Below are 19,857 nucleotides of genomic sequence, written 5' to 3' on the forward strand. Positions count from 1 at the left end.
GAACACGATGGATAACGCAGAGGACGCGGAGGCGCAGAGGCGCGGAGAAAGAAAATTTATTATCGCACTTCGCCAATAGTTGATGGCGTCACAGGGACTTGTGGGTCTGTTTAAACCCTATTAATTGTTCTTCTCTGCGTCTTTGCGACTCTGCGATCTCCGCGTTGATTTCCAGAGAGGCAGCTAGTAGATCGGCTCCTCGCCTTTCTGGCCCAGCGCATGATCGACCAGCTGCTCAGTGAAGTGAGATAGAACACGATGGATAACGCAGAGGCGCGGAGAAAGAAAATTTATTATCGCACTTCGCCAATAGTTGATGGCGTCACAGGGACTTGTAGGTCTGTTTAAACCCTATTAATTGTTCTTCTCTGCGTCTTTGCGACTCTGCGATCTCCGTGTTGATTTCCAGAGAGGCAGCTAGTAGATCGGCTCCTCGCCTTTCTGGCCCAGCGCATGATCGACCAGCTGCTCAGTGAAGTGAGATAGAACACGATGGATAACGCAGAGGCGCGGAGAAAGAAAATTTATTATCGCACTTCGCCAATAGTTGATGGCGTCACAGGGACTTGTAGGTCTGTTTAAACCCTATTAATTGTTCTTCTCTGCGTCTTTGCGACTCTGCGCCCTCCGCGTTAATTCCCAGAGAGTCAGCTAATAGATCGGCGGTTCGCCTTCGGGGCGGTGTCGAAAGCGCGGGTGGCTCCACCAGTATTGTTCGGGGCACTGGCGGATGAGGCGTTCCAGTTCGCGGTTCATAATGGCGCTGCCCTGTTCGGGATCGGGGCCGGCGATGGCGTTATCCAGCGGTTCGAAATGCAGGACAAAGCCGCGTGCGCGCGGCAGGCGTTCGGCCCAGGCGCACAGCACCGGAGCCTGATGCTGATGGGCAAGCCGGGTGGGTTCCCCTTCGACGCGGCGGACCAGTTTGATGACCCGATCAGCCGGACCGTGCCACAGGCGAAAGGATTCGAGCAGGGTGCGGGCGGTGGCAATCAGGCTGCTGCGCGCCAGCTGGCGGCGTTTTGTGTTGCTCAATTGTGGCAGGCAAACGTCCAGGTTGCGCCGGGCAATCCGCGCCGGCTTGGCCCGCAACAGCCAAAACAGCTGGCCGCTCACCCAGCCGGCGCTGTGCAGCACCACCAGGGGCAGACGGGCGAGCAGCAACAGCAGAAATTCACGCATGCGTTGTTATCGAAACGGAAAAATAAAAATCCTGCACGCCTTGTAGCGTACAGGATTTTCCTTGTGGCCGGTTCGGCCCGCTCGGGCGGGCGAACCGGACAAGGCAGTGGGGGGGGGGGGTGATACGGGTACCGGTTACGGAGCCTCGCAATCCAGGCAGGCCAGTTCATTGCGGGCGGCATTCACCCGGTTGAGCAGGTTCAGGTAAACGGCCGCATCCTGTCGGCTGTCCATCGGGCCTTCCATGCCGGCCGGTGTTTCAATACACCAGCCCTCGCCACACTGGACCATCGTTGGCGCTTCACGTTTGACGTGCTTCATCTGACACACCTCCCGACAGGCTCATCGTGTTACACATTTGGAGAACATCCCGGCTTATACATCCCAACATGTTGGGGTGCCTGGTGACCTTATTGGTAATCATAGCGCCGTGATAAAAGAAATGTGAATAAATTCACAATTTGTCACATTTCCGTTTTCAGGGTAAGGGTATTTACTCCCACTACAATTTTAATACGCCGCTATTAAAGAATAATTTTTCCCACTTCTACGGTACTTTGGGAAAATGAGGCGTTTTTCAGAAAAATATTCTTTGTGTGGGATATTAAAGGCTATTTCGCCTCGTCTTTTGAGTATAGGGGGCGCATAGCCGTCATCAGGCTCTTGAAAAGCTGCTTGTTGTGGGATTCTTCCTGCGCCAGCAGCTGTTTCATGTGATCCCGCTCAGTGGGCATGGCGAAACAGGCCGGACAGGAGTCGGGAATGACCGGCAGAATCTGCTGGTGGGCGAAATCGGCCGTCTGCCGTTCGCGCACATAGACCAGCGGCCGGATGATGCGCAAATCGCCCTCGCGGTTGGTATAGCAGGCCTTCATGGTGCGCAGCTGGCCGCTGCGGAAGGCCGACATCAGGAAGCTTTCGGCCAGATCGTCCAGATGCTGGGCCAGGGCCAGTACGTTATAGCCTTCGCGCCGACAAGTGGCATACATAATGCCGCGCTTGATGCGCGAGCAATAGGCGCAGAACGAGTCATTCTTCATCTGGCTTTTGGCATTCTCGGCGATCGGCTGGCTCTCGAAAAAGTAGGGAATCCCCAGCTGTGCCAGATAATCCTTGAGCGTCTCCGGGTGAAAGCCCTCGATCTGCGGGTCCACGGTCAGGGCGGCCAGCTCAAAGCGAATCGGCGCATGGCGCTGCAAGTGGCGCAGGATGTGAAGTAGCGACAGGGAATCCTTGCCGCCGGAGAGGCCCAGCAGAATGCGGTCGCCCTCGCGGATCATGTTGAAATCAGCGATGGCCCGCCCCACCGGCCGCAGGATCGCCTTGGGGGCTCTCAGAAGTGGCGCACTGTCGGGGCGGGATGAAACTTCGCTGCTGGCGGCTGAAACAGGACTCGACATAACAATATTAGTGTAACGCGCCTTCGGGTGGATCACCATATATATGGCTTGTGGTCCGTTGCCGCTGCTCGGCCAGGCAGTGGATATGTTATCTTGTACCCATGCAGGAACCAGAACCAGAGTTTGAATATGGCGACAAGCCACTGCGTCTGAACCTCGCCTTGATCATCGCCGTCTATTTTTTGATCGCGATTGGTTTGCAGCCGCTGATCGATTTTTTACTTGTCCCCGATCCGGAAGCGGCCGATCCTTATCGGGTGATGGCGCTGGCGGAAGAGAAGAAAAAACTGACCGGCTATGTATACAGTTTGTGGCGTATGCTGCCCATACTGTTTTTCCTCTGGTATGGCTGGCGCATCATCGCTTCTTTGCGTGTGCCACCGGCCAGAACCCGATCGCCGTTTACCGTGCGTGTGATAAAAGGCAAGTCAGCGCGCATGTTTGGCATGTTGTTGATTCTAGTTGCGCTGTTACTGCTTTATCGTGAATTACTCGTCTTGACTAAATTGACAGGCTGATTGGCTGTTTTCGCCTTCGTCGGGTTGTCGCATAGACGACATAATGGTCGCGTTATAGCGCTATAACGGCGTGATTTTCACTGTTTTCAGGCAGATAGCATCCTTACCATGATCGGGGGAAATAGAGATGGCCCCTGTTTTCTGGTATACTGCTTTGCTCTTATCCGCGTGTTCTCCTATTTTTTACGCATTTCAGTCAATTAACAACGGCTAAAAGAATTAGTTATGAGTCAATTTGAAGAAGCTTTAAAGCAACGTATTCTCGTTCTGGACGGCGCCATGGGCAGCCTGATCCAGACCTATAAACTCGAAGAGAAAGATTATCGCGGCGAGCGTTTCGCTGACTGGCAATCCGATGTCAAAGGCAACAATGATCTGTTGTCTCTGACCCAGCCCAAGATCGTTCGCGATATTCACACCGCCTATCTCGAAGCCGGTGCCGACATCGTCGAGACCAATACCTTTAACGCCAACTCCATTTCCATGGCCGACTATCACATGGAAGAGCTGGTCTACGAGATGAACAAGGCCTCCGCCGAAGTGGCGCGCGAAGCCTGCGAAGCGGTGGCCACCGCCGACAAGCCACGCTTCGTGGCCGGGGTGCTGGGCCCGACCAACCGTACCGCCAGTCTTTCGCCAGATGTGAACAATCCGGGTTTCCGCAATATCAATTTCGATCAACTGGTCGAGTCTTATACCGAGGCCCTGGGTGGCCTGGTCGACGGCGGCGTGGATCTGATTCTGGTGGAAACCATTTTCGACACCCTCAACGCCAAGGCGGCACTGTTTGCCATCGACAGCTATTTTGTTGGTAATGAAGACAAGCGCCTGCCGGTGATGATTTCCGGGACCATCACTGATGCGTCCGGCCGTACCCTGTCGGGTCAGACTGTCGAGGCGTTCTATAATGCGCTGCGGCATATCAGGCCGATCAGCTTCGGTTTCAACTGCGCGCTGGGTGCCGGCGAATTGCGTCAGCACATTGAAGAGCTGAGCGGTATCGCCACCTGTCATGTCAATGCCCATCCCAATGCGGGCCTGCCCAATGAATTCGGCGAGTATGACGAGTCGCCCGAAGAAATGGCCGAGCAGATCGAGGAATGGGCCAAAAGCGGCTTTCTTAATATTATTGGTGGTTGCTGCGGCACTACACCGGGACACATCAAGGCGATTGCCGAGGCGGTTGCGCCCTATGAGCCGCGCAAGCTCCCCGAAGATAAACACATTACCCGCCTGAGTGGCCTGGAACCGTGCAACATCGACAAGGACTCGCTGTTCGTCAACGTCGGCGAACGGACCAACGTGACCGGTTCGGCCAGGTTCAAACGTCTGATTCTGGATGAGCAGTACGACACCGCGCTGGATGTGGCGCGCGAACAGGTGGAGAACGGCGCCCAGATCATTGACGTCAACATGGACGAAGGCATGCTCGATGGCGAACATGCCATGGTGACCTTTCTCAACCTGATCGCCAGCGAGCCGGATATCTCCCGGGTTCCGGTAATGATCGACTCCTCCAAGTGGCACATTATCGAAGCCGGCCTCAAGTGTGTTCAGGGCAAGGGGGTGGTCAACTCCATCTCCATGAAAGAGGGCGAGGAAGAATTCATTCGTCAGGCCGAACTGTGCCGCCGTTATGGCGCCGCCGTGGTGGTCATGGCCTTTGATGAAACCGGTCAGGCTGACACCAAGGAACGCAAGGTCGAGATCTGTAGCCGTGCCTACAAGATTCTGACCGAGCAGATCGGCATGCCGCCGGAAGACATTATCTTCGATCCCAATATCTTCGCTATCGCGACCGGTATCGAGGAGCACAACAATTACGGCGTCGACTTTATCGAGGCAATCCGCGAAATCAAGAACAACCTGCCCTATGCGCTGATCAGTGGCGGCGTCTCCAACGTGTCGTTCTCGTTCCGCGGTAACAACTCGGTGCGCGAAGCGATCCACGCCGTATTCCTGTATCACGCCATTAAGGCGGGCATGGATATGGGGATCGTCAATGCCGGTCAGCTGGCCGTGTATGACGATCTGCCCGAAGAATTGCGTGAGGCCGTGGAAGACGTGGTGCTCAATCGACGTGACGATTCCACCGAACGTCTGCTGGATCTGGCCGACAAGTACAAGGGCGATGGCAGCGGCGGCGCCAAGAAGGAAGAAGATCTGGAATGGCGCAGCTGGCCGGTGGCCAAGCGACTGGAACACGCGCTGGTCAAGGGTATCGACGCCTATGTGAATGACGATACCGAAGAGGCGCGTCAGGCATTCAACAAGCCACTGGAAGTGATCGAAGGCCCGCTGATGGACGGTATGAATGTGGTCGGCGATCTGTTCGGCGACGGCAAGATGTTCCTGCCCCAGGTAGTCAAATCGGCCCGCGTGATGAAAAAGGCCGTGGCCTATCTGTTCCCCTTTATCGAAGCCGAGAAGGAAGAGGGCGCCAGGGCCGATGCCAAGATTCTGATGGCAACGGTCAAGGGCGACGTGCATGACATCGGCAAGAACATTGTCGGTGTGGTACTGCAGTGTAACAACTTTGAAGTGGTCGACATGGGCGTCATGGTTCCGGCCAATGACATTCTCAAAAAAGCCAAAGAAGAGAATGTGGATATCGTCGGTCTGTCCGGCCTGATCACCCCGTCGCTGGACGAGATGGTGCACATGGCCAAGGAGATGGAACGTAACGGTTTCGATACTCCCCTGATGATCGGCGGTGCCACTACCTCCAAGGCGCATACTGCCGTGAAGATCGAGCAGCACTATCACGCCCCGACCGTGTGGGTGAAAGATGCCTCGCGGGCCGTGGGTGTGGCCCAGAATCTGATCAGTGAACTGCATCGGGAAAAATTCGTTACCGAACTGCGTGCTGAATACGACAAGGTTCGTGAGAACCATGCCGGGCGCCGCGCCAAGACCAACTGGGTAACCCTGGAAGAGGCGCGGGCCAACAAGACCAAGATCGACTGGCCCGACTATACCCCGCCGGTTCCCGAACAGCCGGGTATCCAGGTATTCGATGACATGCCGCTGGAGTTCCTGCGCCCCTACCTTGACTGGACGCCCTTCTTCCACACCTGGGAGATGAAAGGTTCCTATCCGAAGATACTTGATGATCCCGACAAGGGCCCCGAGGCGAAGAAACTGTTAAATGATGCGCAGCAGATGCTGGATCAGATCATCGAAGAGCGCTGGCTCAAGGCCAAGGCCATCGTCGGTCTGTGGCCGGCCAACAGCGTCAACGATGACGACATCGAGGTCTACGAGGATGATTCCCGCAACAAGGTCAAAATGACCCTGAATCATCTGCGTCAGCAGACCCAGCGTCCGCCGGGTAAACCCAACCGCTGTCTGACCGACTTTGTCGCGCCCAAAGATAGTGGCAAGCCGGATTATATCGGCGGTTTTGTTGTAACCACCGGGCTGGGCATCGACGAGCATATCGAGCGCTTCGAAAAGGAAAACGACGATTATCGTTCGATCATGCTCAAGGCACTGGCGGATCGGCTGGCCGAGGCCTTTGCCGAGCACATGCATGATCGCATGCGGCATATCAACTGGGGTTACGAGCCCAGCGACTGGACGCCGGATTACGGTCTGAAGAGCGAAAACTTCGACAGCAACAAGCTGGTGCGCGAAGAGTACCAGGGGATCCGTCCGGCTCCCGGCTATCCGGCCTGCCCGGAACATACCGAGAAGCTGAAGTTGTGGGAGTTGCTGGATGCCGAGACCCATACCGGCGTCAAGTTGACCGACTCCATGGCCATGTGGCCCGCGGCGGCGGTCAGTGGCTGGTACTTCAGTCATCCCGAGTCCAGCTACTTCGGGGTCGGCAAGATCAACCGCGATCAGGTCGAAGACTACGCCAAACGCAAGGGCATGTCCGTGGCCGAGGTCGAACGCTGGCTGGGTCAAAGCCTGGGTTATGACGCCGACTGAGCGGGACAGACACCCCCTGCCAAGAAAAAAGCCAGTGCAGCGATGCACTGGCTTTTTTGTTTGGGTATCGGATCATATTTTATAGTATGACGCCTGCAATCAGAATCACCGACAAAGCCGATATCATTTTTATTCTTGCACGAGTTGATCGCATTTTATGTTGAACTTTCTCAAACAGTGGCGGGAGCAACGTATCATCCGGCGCGCGCCCTACAGCGAATCCGAATGGCGAAGCGCTTTTGAACGATTGCCATTGTTGGATCGACTGAGTGGCGATGAGAAGATGCGATTGCGACGACTTGCCGTTCTTTTTTTGCATGGCAAGTCGCTGGAAGGCGCCGGCGATCTGATGGTGACCAATGAATTAAAGCTGGTGATCGCCCTGCAAGCCTGTTTGCCGATCCTGAATCTGGGGCGCGACTGGTACGACGGCTGGGTTTCGGTGGTTATTTATCGCGCCGGCTTTACACCGATGCACAGCGAGATGGACGAGTACGGCATAGTGCACCGGGTCAAGGCGCCGTTGAATGGCGAGTCCTGGGAGCGAGGACCGGTGGTATTGTCTGCCGATGCCGCCCTGGAAGGTGGTGCAATCGACGGTCACAATCTGGTTATTCACGAATTCGCCCACAAGCTGGATATGCAAAACGGCGTGGCCAATGGCATGCCGCCCCTGCATCGGGAGATGTCCGCTGTCCAATGGAACGAGGTGTTCAGTGCCGCCTATGCGGATCTGCGCCAGCGTATTGCGCACGGCAAACCCACCCCTATCGATCACTATGCGGCCACAGCACCGGCCGAGTTTTTTGCCGTGCTGAGTGAGGTCTTTTTTGAGCGCCCGGCGGTGCTTCGTGATACCTATCCGGGCGTATACCGGCAATTGCAACTATTTTATCGACAGAATCCGCTGGATACTTAAAATGCGTCGTCCTGTGGCATATAGTGAACAGGAGACAGCTAAAGAACTGGAGACGGCGTGAACACGGTTCGTAATATTGATCCCCTGTGGTTACAGAAAGAGAGCGCCACCACGCTCGCGCGTCTGTTGCCGCGCCTGGAAGCCGGGTTTCAGGAGCAGGTAGACAGCGCGGAATGGGAGGGTTACGTGGAGCGACTCAAGCGCCATTTCCCCGGCCTGTTCGAACGCCTGTATGCGCTGTACGGTGAGAAATACGATTTTTTCTATCATCTCGAGAATATCCTGAAGTCCACCACTCGTATGTGGTCACAACGTCCGGATGAACTGCGGGCGCTGGATGCCATGCGCGAAGTCAATCGCGAATGGTATCTGTCCAACCGCATGGTGGGGGCCATGTGTTATGTGGACCTGTTTGCAGGCGACCTGCAAAATCTGCGTGCCCGGATCCCCTATCTGACCGAACTGGGGATTACCTATTTGCACCTGATGCCGTTGTTCAAAATGCCGGAAGGGGACAATGACGGCGGTTATGCGATCAGCAGTTACCGTGAGGTATATGCGCCGCTTGGTACGATGGAGGATCTGCAGGCGCTGGCGACCGAGTTGAGACATCACGGCATTTCTCTCGTGCTGGATTTCATTTTGAACCACACCTCGGATGAACATGACTGGGCCAAATCGTCCCTGGCGGGAGACGCGGATTATCAGGCCTATTACCGCATGTATCCGGATCGCGCCCTGCCGGATGCCTACGAGCGCAGCATGGGTGAGATATTCCCCGAGGATCATCCCGGTGCATTTACCTATCGTAACCGGATAAAAAAGTGGATCTGGACCACGTTCAATAATTATCAATGGGACCTCAATTACGAGAACCCGGCGTTGTTCAACCAAATGCTCGAAGAGATGCTGTTTCTGGCCAACCAGGGGGTCGAGATCCTGCGCCTGGATGCGGTGGCGTTTTTGTGGAAGCGGTTGGGTACAGACTGTCAGAATCTGCCCGAAGCGCACTGGGTTATCCAGGCTTTTAATGCCATCGCCAGTATTGCGGCACCGGCGATGGTATTCAAGTCGGAGGCAATTGTGCACCCCGATGAAGTAAAAAAATATATTGGCGTTGAAGAGTGTCCACTCTCTTATCATCCGCAATTGATGGCGCTGTTGTGGGAGGCGCTGGCGACCCGTGATGTACGGGTATTGTTCAATGCGATGAAGGACGACTTTAACATCCCCGCCGGCTGTGCCTGGATCAATTATGTCCGCAGTCATGACGACATCGGCTGGGCATTTGCCGATGAGGATGTCATCGCGGTGGATTTCGATCCCGGCGAGCATCGGCGCTTTTTGACAGACTTCTATACCGGCCGTTATCCGGGCAGTTTCGCCCGCGGAGCACCGTTTCAGGAGAACAAACAGACCGGTGATGCGCGTATTTCGGGGACCTCTGCCTCATTGTGCGGCCTGGATAAAGCGCTGGAAGAAAAGGATGAGGCGGAAATCGAACTGGCAATAAAGCGTATATTGTTATTGCACGGCGTGATCGTCACGCTGGGCGGTATTCCCTTGCTGTATATTGGCGATGAGATCGGCACGCTGAACAATCAGGATTATGAACAGGATAACACCAAGTTGGGAGATACCCGCTGGTTGCACCGCTCCGCCTTTGACTGGGAACTGGCCGAGCAACGCGGGGATAACCAGAGTGTCACCGGCCGAATCTATCAGGGCATTCTGCGTCTGATTCAGTTACGCCAGCAAAACCCGGCCTTCGATAACGCAGAAACCGAGTTTACCGACAGCGGCAACAAGCACGTGTTCAGTTTCTTTCGCAGTAATAATCAGTACAGCGTGTTCATTCTGGCCAATTTCAGCGAGCATGAGCAAAAGCTGGAGGCTCGCCGCCTGCGTATGCTGGGATTGCGCAAGACCATGGTCGATCTGTTCGGGGGCCATACCATCACAGCTACGCGAGAATTGGTGATGGCGCCGTATCAGATACTGGTGTTGTCGAGAGGGGCATAAAAGTTGGCAGTGTGCAGATGGCAGTTGGCAGAAAGAACTGCAATGTTGAATTTTTAATTTTTAATGTTGAATTAAAGTGGATAGGTCAGGTTACGCGTAGCGTTACCTGACATCGCGATTTCAAAGTGACTTTGGCAGTGGCATCAAGCCGGCGTGCAGTCAGGGCATCAGGTTCCAGGAGACTAGAAACTAGCCCCTGGAACCTCGCCCCTGTTTTAACCCCAGGTATCGCTGGTGATGCTGGCGTACCAGCCGCGGGTGTAGCGGGCTTCTTTTTGCCGGAATTCGGCATCCGCATCCGCGGGGCTGACCCCGCCGGAGCCGTCCACCTTGTAGATACCCTGATCCTCGGCATAGCGGTAGACCGCGGCGACCGAGATGCCGTAGTCGGGACCGACCAGGCTGTAACAGGTATTCACGTAGGAGGGCTCAGGCATGGTGGTGTTGTGCAGCGCGGAGACGATGGCCGCGGCGCAGACCTTGCCCTGGCTGTTGGCGGCGAAACCCGATTTGGGCATGGCCCCCGCCAGCGAAGCGTCGCCGATGACATGGATATCCGGATGCTGGGTCGATGCGAATGTGCGCTGATCCACCGGGCACCAGCCGGAACTGTCGACCAGTCCGGCGTCATGGGCGATTTTGCCGGCCTTCTGTGGCGGGATAAGGTTGACCACACTTCCGGCATGGGCCTCGCCAAGCTCGTTATAGAGGGTTTTGCCGGCGATATCGACCCGGCTGATGCGGCCGCCGGCATCCCCGCTGACCCACTCGATCATGTCGCCATAAAGCTGTTCCCAGCCCTGCATGAACAGCGGCTGTTTGGAGAACTTGGTCTTGGCATCCAGGATCAATACCTTGGAGCGGGGTTTGTTCTGTTTCAGATAGTTGGCAACCATGCTGGCCCGTTCATAGGGCCCTGGTGGGCAGCGAAACGGGTTGGCCGGTGGTGCAATGATGACGGTGCCGCCATCGGGCATGGCGGTCAGCTGGTTGCGCAGGGTGACGGTCTGCGGGCCGCCGTTCCAGGCGTGAGGCAGCTTTTCGACATCGTCGGAGCTCATGCCCTCGACATCTTCCCAGCGAAAGTCGATCCCGGGAGAGACCACCAGCCGGTCATATTCCAGTGTCTTGCCGTTGGCCAGGTGTACCTTCTTGCCCGCTGGATCGATCTCGCGTGCGCTGGTGTGCAGTACCTTGATACCCCGTTTGGTATGAGCGTCATAACTGTGACTGATACTGTTCATCTCACGCATTCCGCCAAGAACGAGATTGCTGAAGGGACAGGTGACAAATTTCTGCTTGGGTTCGACCAGGGTGATATCAAGATCGGGGTCGAAGCGCTGCAGGTATTTGGCGCAGGTGGCACCGCCGAAACCGCCGCCAACAATCACCACCCGGGCGGAGGCACTGGGCTGTTTTGAGCAGGCGACAAGGCCGATTGAGGAGGCCAGGACACTGCCGCCACCAAGTAACTGGATAAACTGTCTACGATTAATACTGTTCATGATGGCAACTCCTATTTCAAGCCGGCAAAGTATTCGGCTATCAGCGCAATCTCTTCGTCACTGTAGCCGGTGGCGTGGCGTCCCATGACCGTCGACTCGCGCTCGCCGGAACGGAACTCCCTGAGGGCGCGGTCGATAAACGCGGCGGATTTGCCGTGCAGAGTGGGGATGGCGCCGGGGCTGTTGCCGTCGGTGCCGTGACAGGCGGCACAGGAATTGCTCAACATGGTACCCTGGCTGATTTCAGCCGCCGGGGCAGTTATCGAAACAGAGAATGATGCGGCCGTGAATAGTAAGACCGCAGGTAAACGTAGACGAAACATCGGTTATCTCCTCATAGTCGGTCAAAGACCGGGCAAGTAAGTCAAAAGGCAACTTTGTTAAAATCTAGACCATTAACCGGATAATGGAAAGGTGATCGAGGATCCGTTTTGAGGATGACGACAGGTTTAGCATCAGGTAATGTAGTTAAATACTGTGACAGTGACCATTGCTGCCAAGGAGTTATGAATGAACAGACTTATTCTATTGTTCTTATCCGTCGGATTGCTTGCGTTGTCTGTGGCAAAAGCGGCGGACGCCCCCGACGTCAAACTGGAACAGACGGTCGTTAAAATGCAGCTGGAAGAGGGGATCAGCATGGACGAGGCGATCGATTCGATGAAGCTGCGTGCCAATATCCACAATATGGGCCTTGTTGCCGAGTTGCCGCTGTCGAAACAGGTGGAAGCCATGGGTCGGGATGCGCGGCGTATGGAGATCTTTCAGTTCTGCGATCCGCTCACGGCGCAGCGCATGGTGGAAGAGAATATCCACTTTGCCGCTTACCTGCCCTGTCGTATCGCGCTGGTTGAAGATGAAGACGGCCAGGGTTGGCTGGTGATGATGAACCTCGATATGATGTTGCAGAGCACCACATTGAGCGAGGAGCTCAAGACCGAGGCGACGCGGGTACGTGACGCGCTGATGGATATCATGCAGGCAGGCGCCCAGGGCGCCCTGTAAACCGGATATCTGTTGTTATAAGGCTATGAATTTATCTCGCCGTGGACTGTGGCACCGGGATCGACCCTCTCGCGCAAAATGGTTGATCGTGGCGCTGATCGTGGGGGGGCTGGTGATTCCGTCGCTGTGGCTGGCGTGGCCGGTGCTCGGCGATCCCAGTGCCGGATTTGCGCAGCGCCGGGGGAATATCGAGACTGTGGACGTTACCCGTCGCTGGCAGGCCGACAACTCGGACTATCGACACCTGACTCTGCGCGCTTCCTCGGGGTTGCAGGTCGAGGTGACGGTGCGTCGTCCACAGAATGTTGATGAACCGCGTCCGCTGGTGATTTTGCTCGGGGGCTATGGCACAGGCCGGGAGGCGGCAGAACTGGTGCGGGATCCCGGCGGCGTCGTAATCGCCTCACTCTCTTACCCCTATCACGGTAAAACACATTTTGCCGGCCTGGATCTGTTGTGGAATCTGGACGATATCCAGCAGGCGGTTCTGGATACACCGCCGGCGATCATGCTCACCCTCGAGTATCTGGCCCGACAGTCGTATGTGGACACCCGCCAGATAGAGCTGGTCGGCGTCAGCTTCGGTGCGTTTTTTGTCAGTGTGCCAGGCGCTCTGGACGAGCGTTTCAGCCGCGTCTGGTTGATCCAGGGGGCGGCCGATCCGCGGGCCATCTATCAGTATCGTCTGCGCGACCGGATTCGTTTTGAGCCATTGCGAACGCTGGCAGCAAGCGTGCTCGGCTTTATCACCGCAACCGACTACCTGAAGCCGGAACGCTGGGTGGGAAATATCTCGCCGCGCCCGGTGGTGGTGATTAATTCGCGTGGCGATACAGCATATCCCCCCGCCAGTGTGGCCAAGTTGCACGCCTCCCTGCGTGAACCTTATGAACTGCAGTGGCTGACAGGCGAACATATCACCCCCGGCAGGGAAGAGGTGCTGCAACAACTGAACGAGCAGGTGATCAAACGAATCGCTGTGCACAATGATTCGAAGTCTGAAAATTAACTGTTGAATCCGATTTGAAAAAGACTATACAGATTACTGGAACTGATACGACTGTAAGGAGTGCTGATGCTATTTCGCCAGCTGATTGAACCGGACTCGTCGACCTATACCTATCTGCTGCATTGTCCGGACAGCGGCAAAACCGCATTGATCGATCCGGTACTGGATACCGTGGAGCGGGATCTGAAACTGCTGAACGATCTGGGCCTGGAGCTGGACTTCACCCTGGATACCCATGTACACGCCGATCATCTGACCGGTGCCAAACGGCTCAAGGAATTGACCGGCAGCCGAATCGTCGGCCCGGCCATTGACCAGCTACCCTGTACCGATATCGGAGTCAGGGAGGGAGAACCGTTTCGTCTCGGTAGTATCGAGATTCATCCGCTGTATACGCCGGGACATACGGATCATCATCATGCCTATCTGATCGATAACGGTACGCACAAGATGCTGTTCAGCGGTGATGCCCTGTTGATCGAAGCCTGTGGCCGGACCGATTTTCAATCCGGTGATGCGGCGACATTGTATCGCAGTATTCACGACAAATTCTTTACCCTGCCGGATGAGACTCTGGTTTATCCCTGCCACGATTATGAGGGCCGTTTTGTCACCACCATCGCACAGGAGAAGATTCGTAATCCGCGACTGGGCAACAACAAGAGCCTGGATGAATTTGTCGAGATTATGAACAATATGGATCTGCCCTATCCACGCAAGATCGATTTTGCCGTCCCCGGTAACGAACAGTGCGGCGCCTGCCCGGAAAATGTGCCGGATAAGTACCGGGCACCCTGCGATCGGCACGATCAGGGCTGAGGCGCGGCAGCACCGATTAAAGTCCGGGTGATCCGATATTCGGGACGCCTGCTGAGGTAAATTATTCCATCTATTTTTACGAATGGCGTTCAGTTTGATCTGGATCAAAGTGGACGGATTTTCCCTCAAATCACGCACTCGCAGACCGATACACTCCACAGCGTCATGCAGTACTTGCCGTATTGCGATTACTTGAGTTGTTTGCGAGGGGATAGTATGTACCGAAAACTGACTGTCAGATTTTGCCTGTTAATGTTGCTGGGCCTGTCGGGTTCGCCGCTGATGGCGGTGGAAGATGAAGTCAAGGGGTTGATGCTGATTATCGACCAGCGGCTGGAGGACCCGGCGGCAAAGCAGGAAGCGATGCGGGCCGGTCGCAACCGGGCGCTGCTGTGCAGCTATTGTCACGGTGACGACGGTAACAGCGTCAAGCCGGAGGTCCCCAATCTGGCCGGTCAGAACCCGGTCTATCTGCTGGATCAGATCGGCAAGTTCGCCCGGGGCGAACGGGAAAATTTTGTCATGAACTCCCTGGCCAAGGAGTTTACTCTGGACGACAAGGTGAATCTGGCGATCTACTACGCACGCCAGCAGGTACAGGTCCGTCCCCAGGATGAACAGCTGTCGGCGGCGGGACGGCGAATTTATTTACAACGGTGTGTCAGTTGCCATGGCGAGGGGGCTCACGGCAGTGCTGAATATGCCCGGCTGGCGGGCCAGCAGCCGGACTATCTGCGTATGACGCTCGGCGGGTTTCGCGCCAATGGCCGGGGTGAACGCCAGGAAGGGACGGCGACGCGTCGCAGTCCGATAATGGAATCCATTGCCCGTCGACTGGACGGTGAGGATATCGAGGCGCTGGCCGCCTATCTGTCCGCTCTGGAATGACGCGGGAGGTGTCAGGGCAGCTTGAAACCGGCACCGCCGGGACCGCCCATGCCACCCGGCGCGCCGGGTCCGCCACCCATGTCGCCCCCGCCTTCGGGCACCACGATCTGCGAAGCGGCTTCGCGACGCAGCTCCTTGAGTTCTTCCAGGGTCCCTTCCACGGCCTGTTTGGCCGCATCGGCATACCTCTCGAGGGCCTGTTCCAGTGAGTCGGCCTCGATCTCGAAATTCAACGGCAGGGCACCCATCGGTGTCATCATTTGCGACTGGCCGAGATAACGTACCGACCGCGAGCTGTCGTCACTGCCGTCGGTGGTGACCGGCGTCAGACGACGCAGCGTCCCGACCTGCTGATCGGTGAAGACCTCTTCACGGTAGAGATCGTCGGTGTTCATGCGCAGATTGTCGATATCGATGCTTTGTTCGCTCATGGGTCCGGCCTTGATAAAAGTTGTTTGAAGCGGGGTAAAGAGAGTCTAACAAATCCGTGCAGGGATGTGACAGCGCGACCTAGCTGCCGTGCATGGCGCGCAGTCCCAGGTTAAGCAGCTTCTGGATCAGCTGTTCGTAGTTGTAGCCGGCCTTTTGCGCGGCATAGGCCACATCGTCGTCGCGGCTGATCGCGGCGTTGGCATTGGCTTCCAGCACATAGATTTTCCCGTCGTCTGCCAGACGCAAGTCCAGCCGGGCGTAGCCGGATATCTCCAGGACCCGATAGACCCGCCTGGCGAGGTGGTTGATCTGCGCCTCGACACCCTGGGGCAGGTTGCGGGCAAAGCGGTAATCAATCCCCCACTTGTCGCGGTACTTCTCGTTCCACTTGACCTGATAGGTGGCGATACGGTGCATGCTGTCATCGAGTTTATCGAACACCAGTTCCCGGATCGGCAGAACCTCAAGCCGCTGATTGCCCATGACCGTGACATACAGTTCGCGGCCTTCAATATACTGTTCGGCGATGGCATCCTCGCCACTCATCTGATGCAGCTGTTGCACACGCTCGATCAATTCTTCGGCGTTCTCCACATAGGAGGACTGGGCGATACCCACCGAGCCCTGTTCGATCTTGGACTTGACGATCATCGGATAGGGCAGGCTGACGGCGCGTTTAAGTGTCGGCTTGCGGGAGACAGGAAACACCCGAAAGCGGGGTACGCGAATCCGGTGATAAGCCATCAGTTTTTTGGACAACGCCTTGTCGCGCGACAGTAACAGGCCGCGGGCGTTGCAGCCGGTGTAGGGCACGCCGAGCATGTGTAAATAGCTGACGATATAAAAATCGAGCGCACCGAAGCCGGCAAAATCCTCCAGCATATTGAAGGCGATTTCCGGTTGCCAGGACTCAACGGCCTGGCGAATGGGGGCAATATCATCATGCACCGGTACGATGATTACCTGATGTCCGAGCTTCTGCAGGGCCTGTTTGACGTCCATCTCCGTGCGGTATTTGTCGTGACGGGGATCATCGGGTTCGCTCAGATCCTCGGGCGGCACCATCTCCGGATGCAGCAGCATCATGACTTTGAGCTTTTTCTTCATAAGGCGATATGAAAACCTCCACTGTGAAGCTTGCTCATTACCAGCATGGTGAGACAGGCGGCCAGTTCGGGGCGGGTTTCTTCATCGCTACCGATGACGCGCAGTTGCAGCTCGTCGCAGCGTTTTATCATCTCGTTGATAACTTCATTGATTCGATAGCGATATTCATGTGTCCAGCGTTCGACGGTGCTGGTCAACTCACGGCGGTGACGGCGAATATAACGAGAGGCTTTTTCGTTGTGCCGGTAGTCGGCCGCGGCGGAGAACAGGCGGGTCAGATCGGTGTCGGAAAATTCCGGACTGTCCAGACCGTAACGATAGATCTTGTCGTCATAGTATTCGCGCAAGGTGGTGCGAATTTTTTCCACCGGGGTATCGGTTCGCTGGTTGCGCAGTCGCGGCGGCCTGTCATGGATCTCGTTCATCAGTTCATCGACATAATGAAGTTTTTTCAGTGCCGGCCAGTTGCGATAACGGCGTGGCCAGTCCGAGCGGGGATTGAGCCAGACTGCAAAGGTCTCGGCCCAGTCCTCGTGCGGATGACTCTGGGCATACCAGTTGGGCAGGTTGCGGACATGACGTTTGCTGTAGGGTTTGGGCAGATAGGTGTCGGGGTAGGGAATGGACGGCCGGCCGAAGGTCTGTTTCCAGTCGCGACGCTGATCCAGTCGATAGGCGTTGAGCAGGGCGTGGCCGGTTTCATGGCGCATCAGTTTCAGGCACCAGGTGCGATCCCCGCCTTCCACTTCCAGCATGAATTCGCGTTCCAGTCGTCGCAAACGGGTATGGGCCAGAAAAAAGGGTATGCCAAAACCGGGAATGCCGTCGGGACAGAACCACTCATCCGACAACCAGACATGCGGGCAAAAGCGCAGTGCTTTTTGTTCCAGCTCCCGATAGAGCTGTTTGAGCGGGGCACTCAGGGGACTGCCCTCGATGCGCAGTCCGAGATCGCAAATGCGCAATTCCAGCAGCCGTTCCCCGGACAGCCGGGGCCAGTTACGCGGGGCTTTGCTTGCCTTGGCGCTCATGTCGGAAACAGTAAACTATCCTCCGGTGTAACACCAGTTCGCCGGGGCCAGTTGTGAAATCGTACATGAGTTACACCGAACACACTGAAGCCACTGAAAACACCAATAAATATAATAGTCCTTGATAAGGGCTCGGGATGTTCGGTGACTTCAGTGTGTTCAGTGGTGCCCGCCATCCGATCAGACTATTCGTATTTCATCGAGAAGTTGTTCGATCAGCTCCGCCTTTTCGTTCTGGCTGTTGTAAACGGCGTAGGCGGTGCGTTCGATCGCCGGTGCATCTTCGATGCGCTGCAGACGCCCGTCGTCCAGATAGGGTTGTACCATCGGTTCGGCCAGATAGGCGCTGCCGCCACAGTTGAGAATAAATGCCAGGGCAATGCGTCCCTGACCGATGTGTAGCGTCGGAGTGGGCTGTTCGGGGAACTGTTGCGCGTGGCGCATTAAAAACGAGGTTCCCCAGTCCACCAGAATGTAATCCCGGGCGAGGGCCCGGGCCGCGTCGCCCGCCTCGGAGGCGACCATGATCAGATTAATTGTGGCGACGGCGCGGATCGCCAGGTTGTCATTTTGCGGCGCGTCGAAGACAAAGGCGATATCCAGGGTGTTGTTCAGTATGCGACGAATCAACACATCATTACCGTGGGTTTCACCATGCAGGGCCAACTCGCCATGCTCGCGGTGCAGTTGCTGTATCCACTCCTGCAACAGAATGTCCCACAGACTGACAATACCGCCGATCCCGAACGGCAGTTGCCCGCTCTGGCTGAGGCCGACCTCCTGCCGGGCCCGGTTCCAGGCGGTGGTGATGACCTCGGCATAACGGAGCATCTTCTCCCCGGCCGGGGTGAGCTGGATGTTGTTGCGCTCGCGGATGAACAGCGCGGTGCCGAGTTGTTGTTCCAGCTGGTGAATGCGGGCGCTGACCGCAGACTGGGTGAGATGGAGGTTTTTGGCCGCCTGGCCGAAATGGCGGGTGCGGCTGACCTCAAGGAAGGTCACAAAGTCGTGAATGTCCATGATGCCGGCGCGTCCCCGGGCGATATCCCGTCAGGTTGATGGAATTCAGGTGCCAATATCAATTAAAAAAAACGATGGTGTCAATAAATTTATTTTGCTTTACGGCGTGCAGTCTGGCCTCTAAATAGCGCAATTAAATCAAGTGCAGTTAATGGCTCGATTACGGGGCGTTACAGTCGGCCTTCGCGGCCGACCTCCTCCTGGAGGGTTAAGCAAAATGTATGTGGTACAGGGTGAAGGCATGCTCGATAAAGATGAACTGTTGCTGGACGATGACCTGAACGCCAGCGATATTTTCGACAATGAAAGTTCAGACGCGCGCTACAGCCACACCGCCCGCAAGCGGCTGGAAGAGCATATGGAAATGATGCGGTTGCGCAAACTGCTGGATGATTACAATTACGATGAGTGAACGAACGCCCGGTCAATAACCGGGCGTTATTTTCAGCCGCAGTAAAAAGGTCTGTTTGGCCTCCTCGAATGCCCGGGCATACCGGGTATCCTGTTGCAGCTGTTCCTGCAACATCGCTTCGAATTCGGCGAAAGCCTGTTGCACTTCCCGCGAGTCGATACGGGGTGAGTCATCCGTTGCCGGGGCTGACGGATTAACATCGCTGATAACAGTCGCCGAGCGCGGGATCAGCCGCTGCTCGCCGGTATCCACCTGATGCGCGATCAGCGGGGTGGATTTGATATAGGTCTCACCCTGGTACTCGAACTGTTGTCCCACGGCCAGCAGGCTGAATTTCATTTTATGTTACTCCGTTTCACTGTCCGGATTGATAGGGTTGCTGGCCGTTGTTAATCACATCCTGGCGGGCTTCGCTCATGGCGTCAGGCAACTCCAGGGCCTGGAACAGGGCCTGGCGTGCGCCCAGCAGCTGATCCATCGCCGCCTGCTGGAACTCGTCGCTCATCTGCAGCTTGCGGGCCTTGACCACCGCTTCGGAGGCCTGCATCAGATTCAGGGCGGCCTGGGCCAGCACCCCCTGCGCGCCGGCCTGGGCGGCGCCGGCCAGCAGGTTGATCATCTGCATAATTTCTTCTTGCTGATCCATGACCTC

At 56.2% G+C, this 19,857-nt stretch carries 20 protein-coding genes; 9 read left to right on the top strand and 11 right to left on the bottom strand.

All coding sequences use genetic code 11. The features are described 5' to 3' along the window. Positions 1–651: 651 nt before the first annotated feature. The 3 genes from U5J94_RS00175 to U5J94_RS00185 all read right to left on the bottom strand — a co-directional run bounded on the left by U5J94_RS00175 (position 652) and on the right by U5J94_RS00185 (position 2,462). Positions 652–1,182 (bottom strand): hypothetical protein, encoded by a 531-nt coding sequence (locus U5J94_RS00175; protein ID WP_322563625.1) that lies wholly within the window; start codon positions 1,180–1,182, stop codon positions 652–654. A 135-nt stretch (positions 1,183–1,317) separates the two neighbouring features. Beyond that, the gene (locus tag U5J94_RS00180) at positions 1,318–1,503 is read right to left on the bottom strand and encodes a hypothetical protein (protein ID WP_322563626.1); all 186 of its coding nucleotides are present in this window, start codon (positions 1,501–1,503) and stop codon (positions 1,318–1,320) included. 290 nt (positions 1,504–1,793) lie between these two features. After that, positions 1,794–2,462, bottom strand: a complete 669-nt coding sequence (locus U5J94_RS00185; RefSeq protein WP_416224138.1) for a tRNA 2-thiocytidine biosynthesis TtcA family protein — start codon at positions 2,460–2,462, stop codon at positions 1,794–1,796. A gap of 221 nt (positions 2,463–2,683) precedes the next feature. On the opposite strand from U5J94_RS00185, the gene U5J94_RS00190 reads away from it, so the two are divergent. The 4 genes from U5J94_RS00190 to U5J94_RS00205 all read left to right on the top strand — a co-directional run bounded on the left by U5J94_RS00190 (position 2,684) and on the right by U5J94_RS00205 (position 9,977). Next, positions 2,684–3,100 carry a hypothetical protein gene (locus tag U5J94_RS00190; RefSeq protein ID WP_322563628.1) on the top strand — a complete coding sequence of 139 codons (417 nt, stop codon included), beginning with the start codon at positions 2,684–2,686 and terminating at the stop codon, positions 3,098–3,100. Between the two features lie 225 nt (positions 3,101–3,325). Then, positions 3,326–7,036, top strand: coding sequence for a methionine synthase (gene metH, locus U5J94_RS00195; protein WP_322563629.1), 3,711 nt, complete (start codon positions 3,326–3,328; stop codon positions 7,034–7,036). A gap of 157 nt (positions 7,037–7,193) precedes the next feature. Continuing rightward, positions 7,194–7,955: a M90 family metallopeptidase gene (locus U5J94_RS00200; RefSeq protein WP_322563630.1), complete on the top strand. Its 762-nt coding sequence runs from the start codon at positions 7,194–7,196 to the stop codon at positions 7,953–7,955. A 57-nt stretch (positions 7,956–8,012) separates the two neighbouring features. Next, on the top strand, positions 8,013–9,977 hold the full coding sequence (locus U5J94_RS00205; RefSeq protein ID WP_322563631.1) for an alpha-amylase family protein: 1,965 nt from the start codon (positions 8,013–8,015) through the stop codon (positions 9,975–9,977). A gap of 215 nt (positions 9,978–10,192) precedes the next feature. Here U5J94_RS00205 and U5J94_RS00210 read toward each other — a convergent pair whose 3' ends face one another. Then, positions 10,193–11,482: an NAD(P)/FAD-dependent oxidoreductase gene (locus U5J94_RS00210; RefSeq protein ID WP_322563632.1), complete on the bottom strand. Its 1,290-nt coding sequence runs from the start codon at positions 11,480–11,482 to the stop codon at positions 10,193–10,195. Positions 11,483–11,493: 11 nt separating this feature from the next. Further along, complete coding sequence (locus tag U5J94_RS00215) at positions 11,494–11,709, bottom strand: c-type cytochrome (protein ID WP_322563633.1); 216 nt, start codon at positions 11,707–11,709, stop codon at positions 11,494–11,496. A 283-nt stretch (positions 11,710–11,992) separates the two neighbouring features. Between U5J94_RS00215 and U5J94_RS00220 the strand changes: the two genes are divergently transcribed. The 4 genes from U5J94_RS00220 to U5J94_RS00235 all read left to right on the top strand — a co-directional run bounded on the left by U5J94_RS00220 (position 11,993) and on the right by U5J94_RS00235 (position 15,203). After that, positions 11,993–12,487, top strand: coding sequence for a DUF302 domain-containing protein (locus tag U5J94_RS00220; RefSeq protein WP_322563634.1), 495 nt, complete (start codon positions 11,993–11,995; stop codon positions 12,485–12,487). Between the two features lie 25 nt (positions 12,488–12,512). Continuing rightward, positions 12,513–13,496, top strand: a complete 984-nt coding sequence (locus U5J94_RS00225; RefSeq protein WP_322563635.1) for a hypothetical protein — start codon at positions 12,513–12,515, stop codon at positions 13,494–13,496. A 66-nt stretch (positions 13,497–13,562) separates the two neighbouring features. Further along, positions 13,563–14,315: an MBL fold metallo-hydrolase gene (locus U5J94_RS00230; protein ID WP_322563636.1), complete on the top strand. Its 753-nt coding sequence runs from the start codon at positions 13,563–13,565 to the stop codon at positions 14,313–14,315. Between the two features lie 216 nt (positions 14,316–14,531). Next, complete coding sequence (locus U5J94_RS00235) at positions 14,532–15,203, top strand: c-type cytochrome (RefSeq protein ID WP_322563637.1); 672 nt, start codon at positions 14,532–14,534, stop codon at positions 15,201–15,203. Between the two features lie 11 nt (positions 15,204–15,214). Here the strand turns inward: U5J94_RS00235 and U5J94_RS00240 are convergent, their stop codons facing one another. The 4 genes from U5J94_RS00240 to U5J94_RS00255 form a co-directional block, all read right to left on the bottom strand. Next, positions 15,215–15,634 (bottom strand): hypothetical protein, encoded by a 420-nt coding sequence (locus U5J94_RS00240; protein ID WP_322563638.1) that lies wholly within the window; start codon positions 15,632–15,634, stop codon positions 15,215–15,217. Positions 15,635–15,713: 79 nt separating this feature from the next. Beyond that, positions 15,714–16,742: a D-alanine--D-alanine ligase family protein gene (locus U5J94_RS00245; RefSeq protein WP_322563639.1), complete on the bottom strand. Its 1,029-nt coding sequence runs from the start codon at positions 16,740–16,742 to the stop codon at positions 15,714–15,716. Further along, positions 16,739–17,773: a putative zinc-binding metallopeptidase gene (locus tag U5J94_RS00250; protein WP_322563640.1), complete on the bottom strand. Its 1,035-nt coding sequence runs from the start codon at positions 17,771–17,773 to the stop codon at positions 16,739–16,741. Before U5J94_RS00250 ends, U5J94_RS00245 begins: the two co-directional genes overlap by 4 nt. A 180-nt stretch (positions 17,774–17,953) precedes the next feature. After that, positions 17,954–18,793, bottom strand: a complete 840-nt coding sequence (locus tag U5J94_RS00255) for a LysR family transcriptional regulator (protein ID WP_322563641.1) — start codon at positions 18,791–18,793, stop codon at positions 17,954–17,956. 217 nt (positions 18,794–19,010) lie between these two features. Here U5J94_RS00255 and U5J94_RS00260 point away from each other — a divergent pair, with 217 nt between their 5' ends. Beyond that, positions 19,011–19,205, top strand: a complete 195-nt coding sequence (locus U5J94_RS00260; RefSeq protein WP_322563642.1) for a PA3496 family putative envelope integrity protein — start codon at positions 19,011–19,013, stop codon at positions 19,203–19,205. Positions 19,206–19,217: 12 nt separating this feature from the next. Here the strand turns inward: U5J94_RS00260 and U5J94_RS00265 are convergent, their stop codons facing one another. Together U5J94_RS00265 and U5J94_RS00270 are read right to left on the bottom strand one after the other, a co-directional pair. Further along, the gene (locus U5J94_RS00265; RefSeq protein WP_322563643.1) at positions 19,218–19,544 is read right to left on the bottom strand and encodes a hypothetical protein; all 327 of its coding nucleotides are present in this window, start codon (positions 19,542–19,544) and stop codon (positions 19,218–19,220) included. 16 nt (positions 19,545–19,560) lie between these two features. Next, positions 19,561–19,851 (bottom strand): hypothetical protein, encoded by a 291-nt coding sequence (locus tag U5J94_RS00270; protein WP_322563644.1) that lies wholly within the window; start codon positions 19,849–19,851, stop codon positions 19,561–19,563. Positions 19,852–19,857: the final 6 nt, after the last annotated feature.

Origin of the sequence: Thiohalophilus sp. (assembly GCF_034522235.1) — a bacterium.
Classification (GTDB): Bacteria; Pseudomonadota; Gammaproteobacteria; order UBA6429; family Thiohalophilaceae; genus Thiohalophilus.

Coding starts and splice junctions, on each gene's coding strand:
- U5J94_RS00175 (WP_322563625.1), bottom strand. CDS start 1,182: ATGCGTGAATTTCTGCTGTTGCTGCTCGCCCGTCTGCCCCTGGTGGTG.
- U5J94_RS00180 (WP_322563626.1), bottom strand. CDS start 1,503: ATGAAGCACGTCAAACGTGAAGCGCCAACGATGGTCCAGTGTGGCGAG.
- U5J94_RS00185 (WP_416224138.1), bottom strand. CDS start 2,462: ATGATCCGCGAGGGCGACCGCATTCTGCTGGGCCTCTCCGGCGGCAAG.
- U5J94_RS00190 (WP_322563628.1), top strand. CDS start 2,684: ATGCAGGAACCAGAACCAGAGTTTGAATATGGCGACAAGCCACTGCGT.
- metH (WP_322563629.1), top strand. CDS start 3,326: ATGAGTCAATTTGAAGAAGCTTTAAAGCAACGTATTCTCGTTCTGGAC.
- U5J94_RS00200 (WP_322563630.1), top strand. CDS start 7,194: ATGTTGAACTTTCTCAAACAGTGGCGGGAGCAACGTATCATCCGGCGC.
- U5J94_RS00210 (WP_322563632.1), bottom strand. CDS start 11,482: ATGAACAGTATTAATCGTAGACAGTTTATCCAGTTACTTGGTGGCGGC.
- U5J94_RS00215 (WP_322563633.1), bottom strand. CDS start 11,709: ATGTTGAGCAATTCCTGTGCCGCCTGTCACGGCACCGACGGCAACAGC.
- U5J94_RS00220 (WP_322563634.1), top strand. CDS start 11,993: ATGAACAGACTTATTCTATTGTTCTTATCCGTCGGATTGCTTGCGTTG.
- U5J94_RS00225 (WP_322563635.1), top strand. CDS start 12,513: ATGAATTTATCTCGCCGTGGACTGTGGCACCGGGATCGACCCTCTCGC.
- U5J94_RS00230 (WP_322563636.1), top strand. CDS start 13,563: ATGCTATTTCGCCAGCTGATTGAACCGGACTCGTCGACCTATACCTAT.
- U5J94_RS00235 (WP_322563637.1), top strand. CDS start 14,532: ATGTACCGAAAACTGACTGTCAGATTTTGCCTGTTAATGTTGCTGGGC.
- U5J94_RS00240 (WP_322563638.1), bottom strand. CDS start 15,634: ATGAGCGAACAAAGCATCGATATCGACAATCTGCGCATGAACACCGAC.
- U5J94_RS00245 (WP_322563639.1), bottom strand. CDS start 16,742: ATGAAGAAAAAGCTCAAAGTCATGATGCTGCTGCATCCGGAGATGGTG.
- U5J94_RS00250 (WP_322563640.1), bottom strand. CDS start 17,773: ATGAGCGCCAAGGCAAGCAAAGCCCCGCGTAACTGGCCCCGGCTGTCC.
- U5J94_RS00255 (WP_322563641.1), bottom strand. CDS start 18,793: ATGGACATTCACGACTTTGTGACCTTCCTTGAGGTCAGCCGCACCCGC.
- U5J94_RS00260 (WP_322563642.1), top strand. CDS start 19,011: ATGTATGTGGTACAGGGTGAAGGCATGCTCGATAAAGATGAACTGTTG.
- U5J94_RS00265 (WP_322563643.1), bottom strand. CDS start 19,544: ATGAAATTCAGCCTGCTGGCCGTGGGACAACAGTTCGAGTACCAGGGT.
- U5J94_RS00270 (WP_322563644.1), bottom strand. CDS start 19,851: ATGGATCAGCAAGAAGAAATTATGCAGATGATCAACCTGCTGGCCGGC.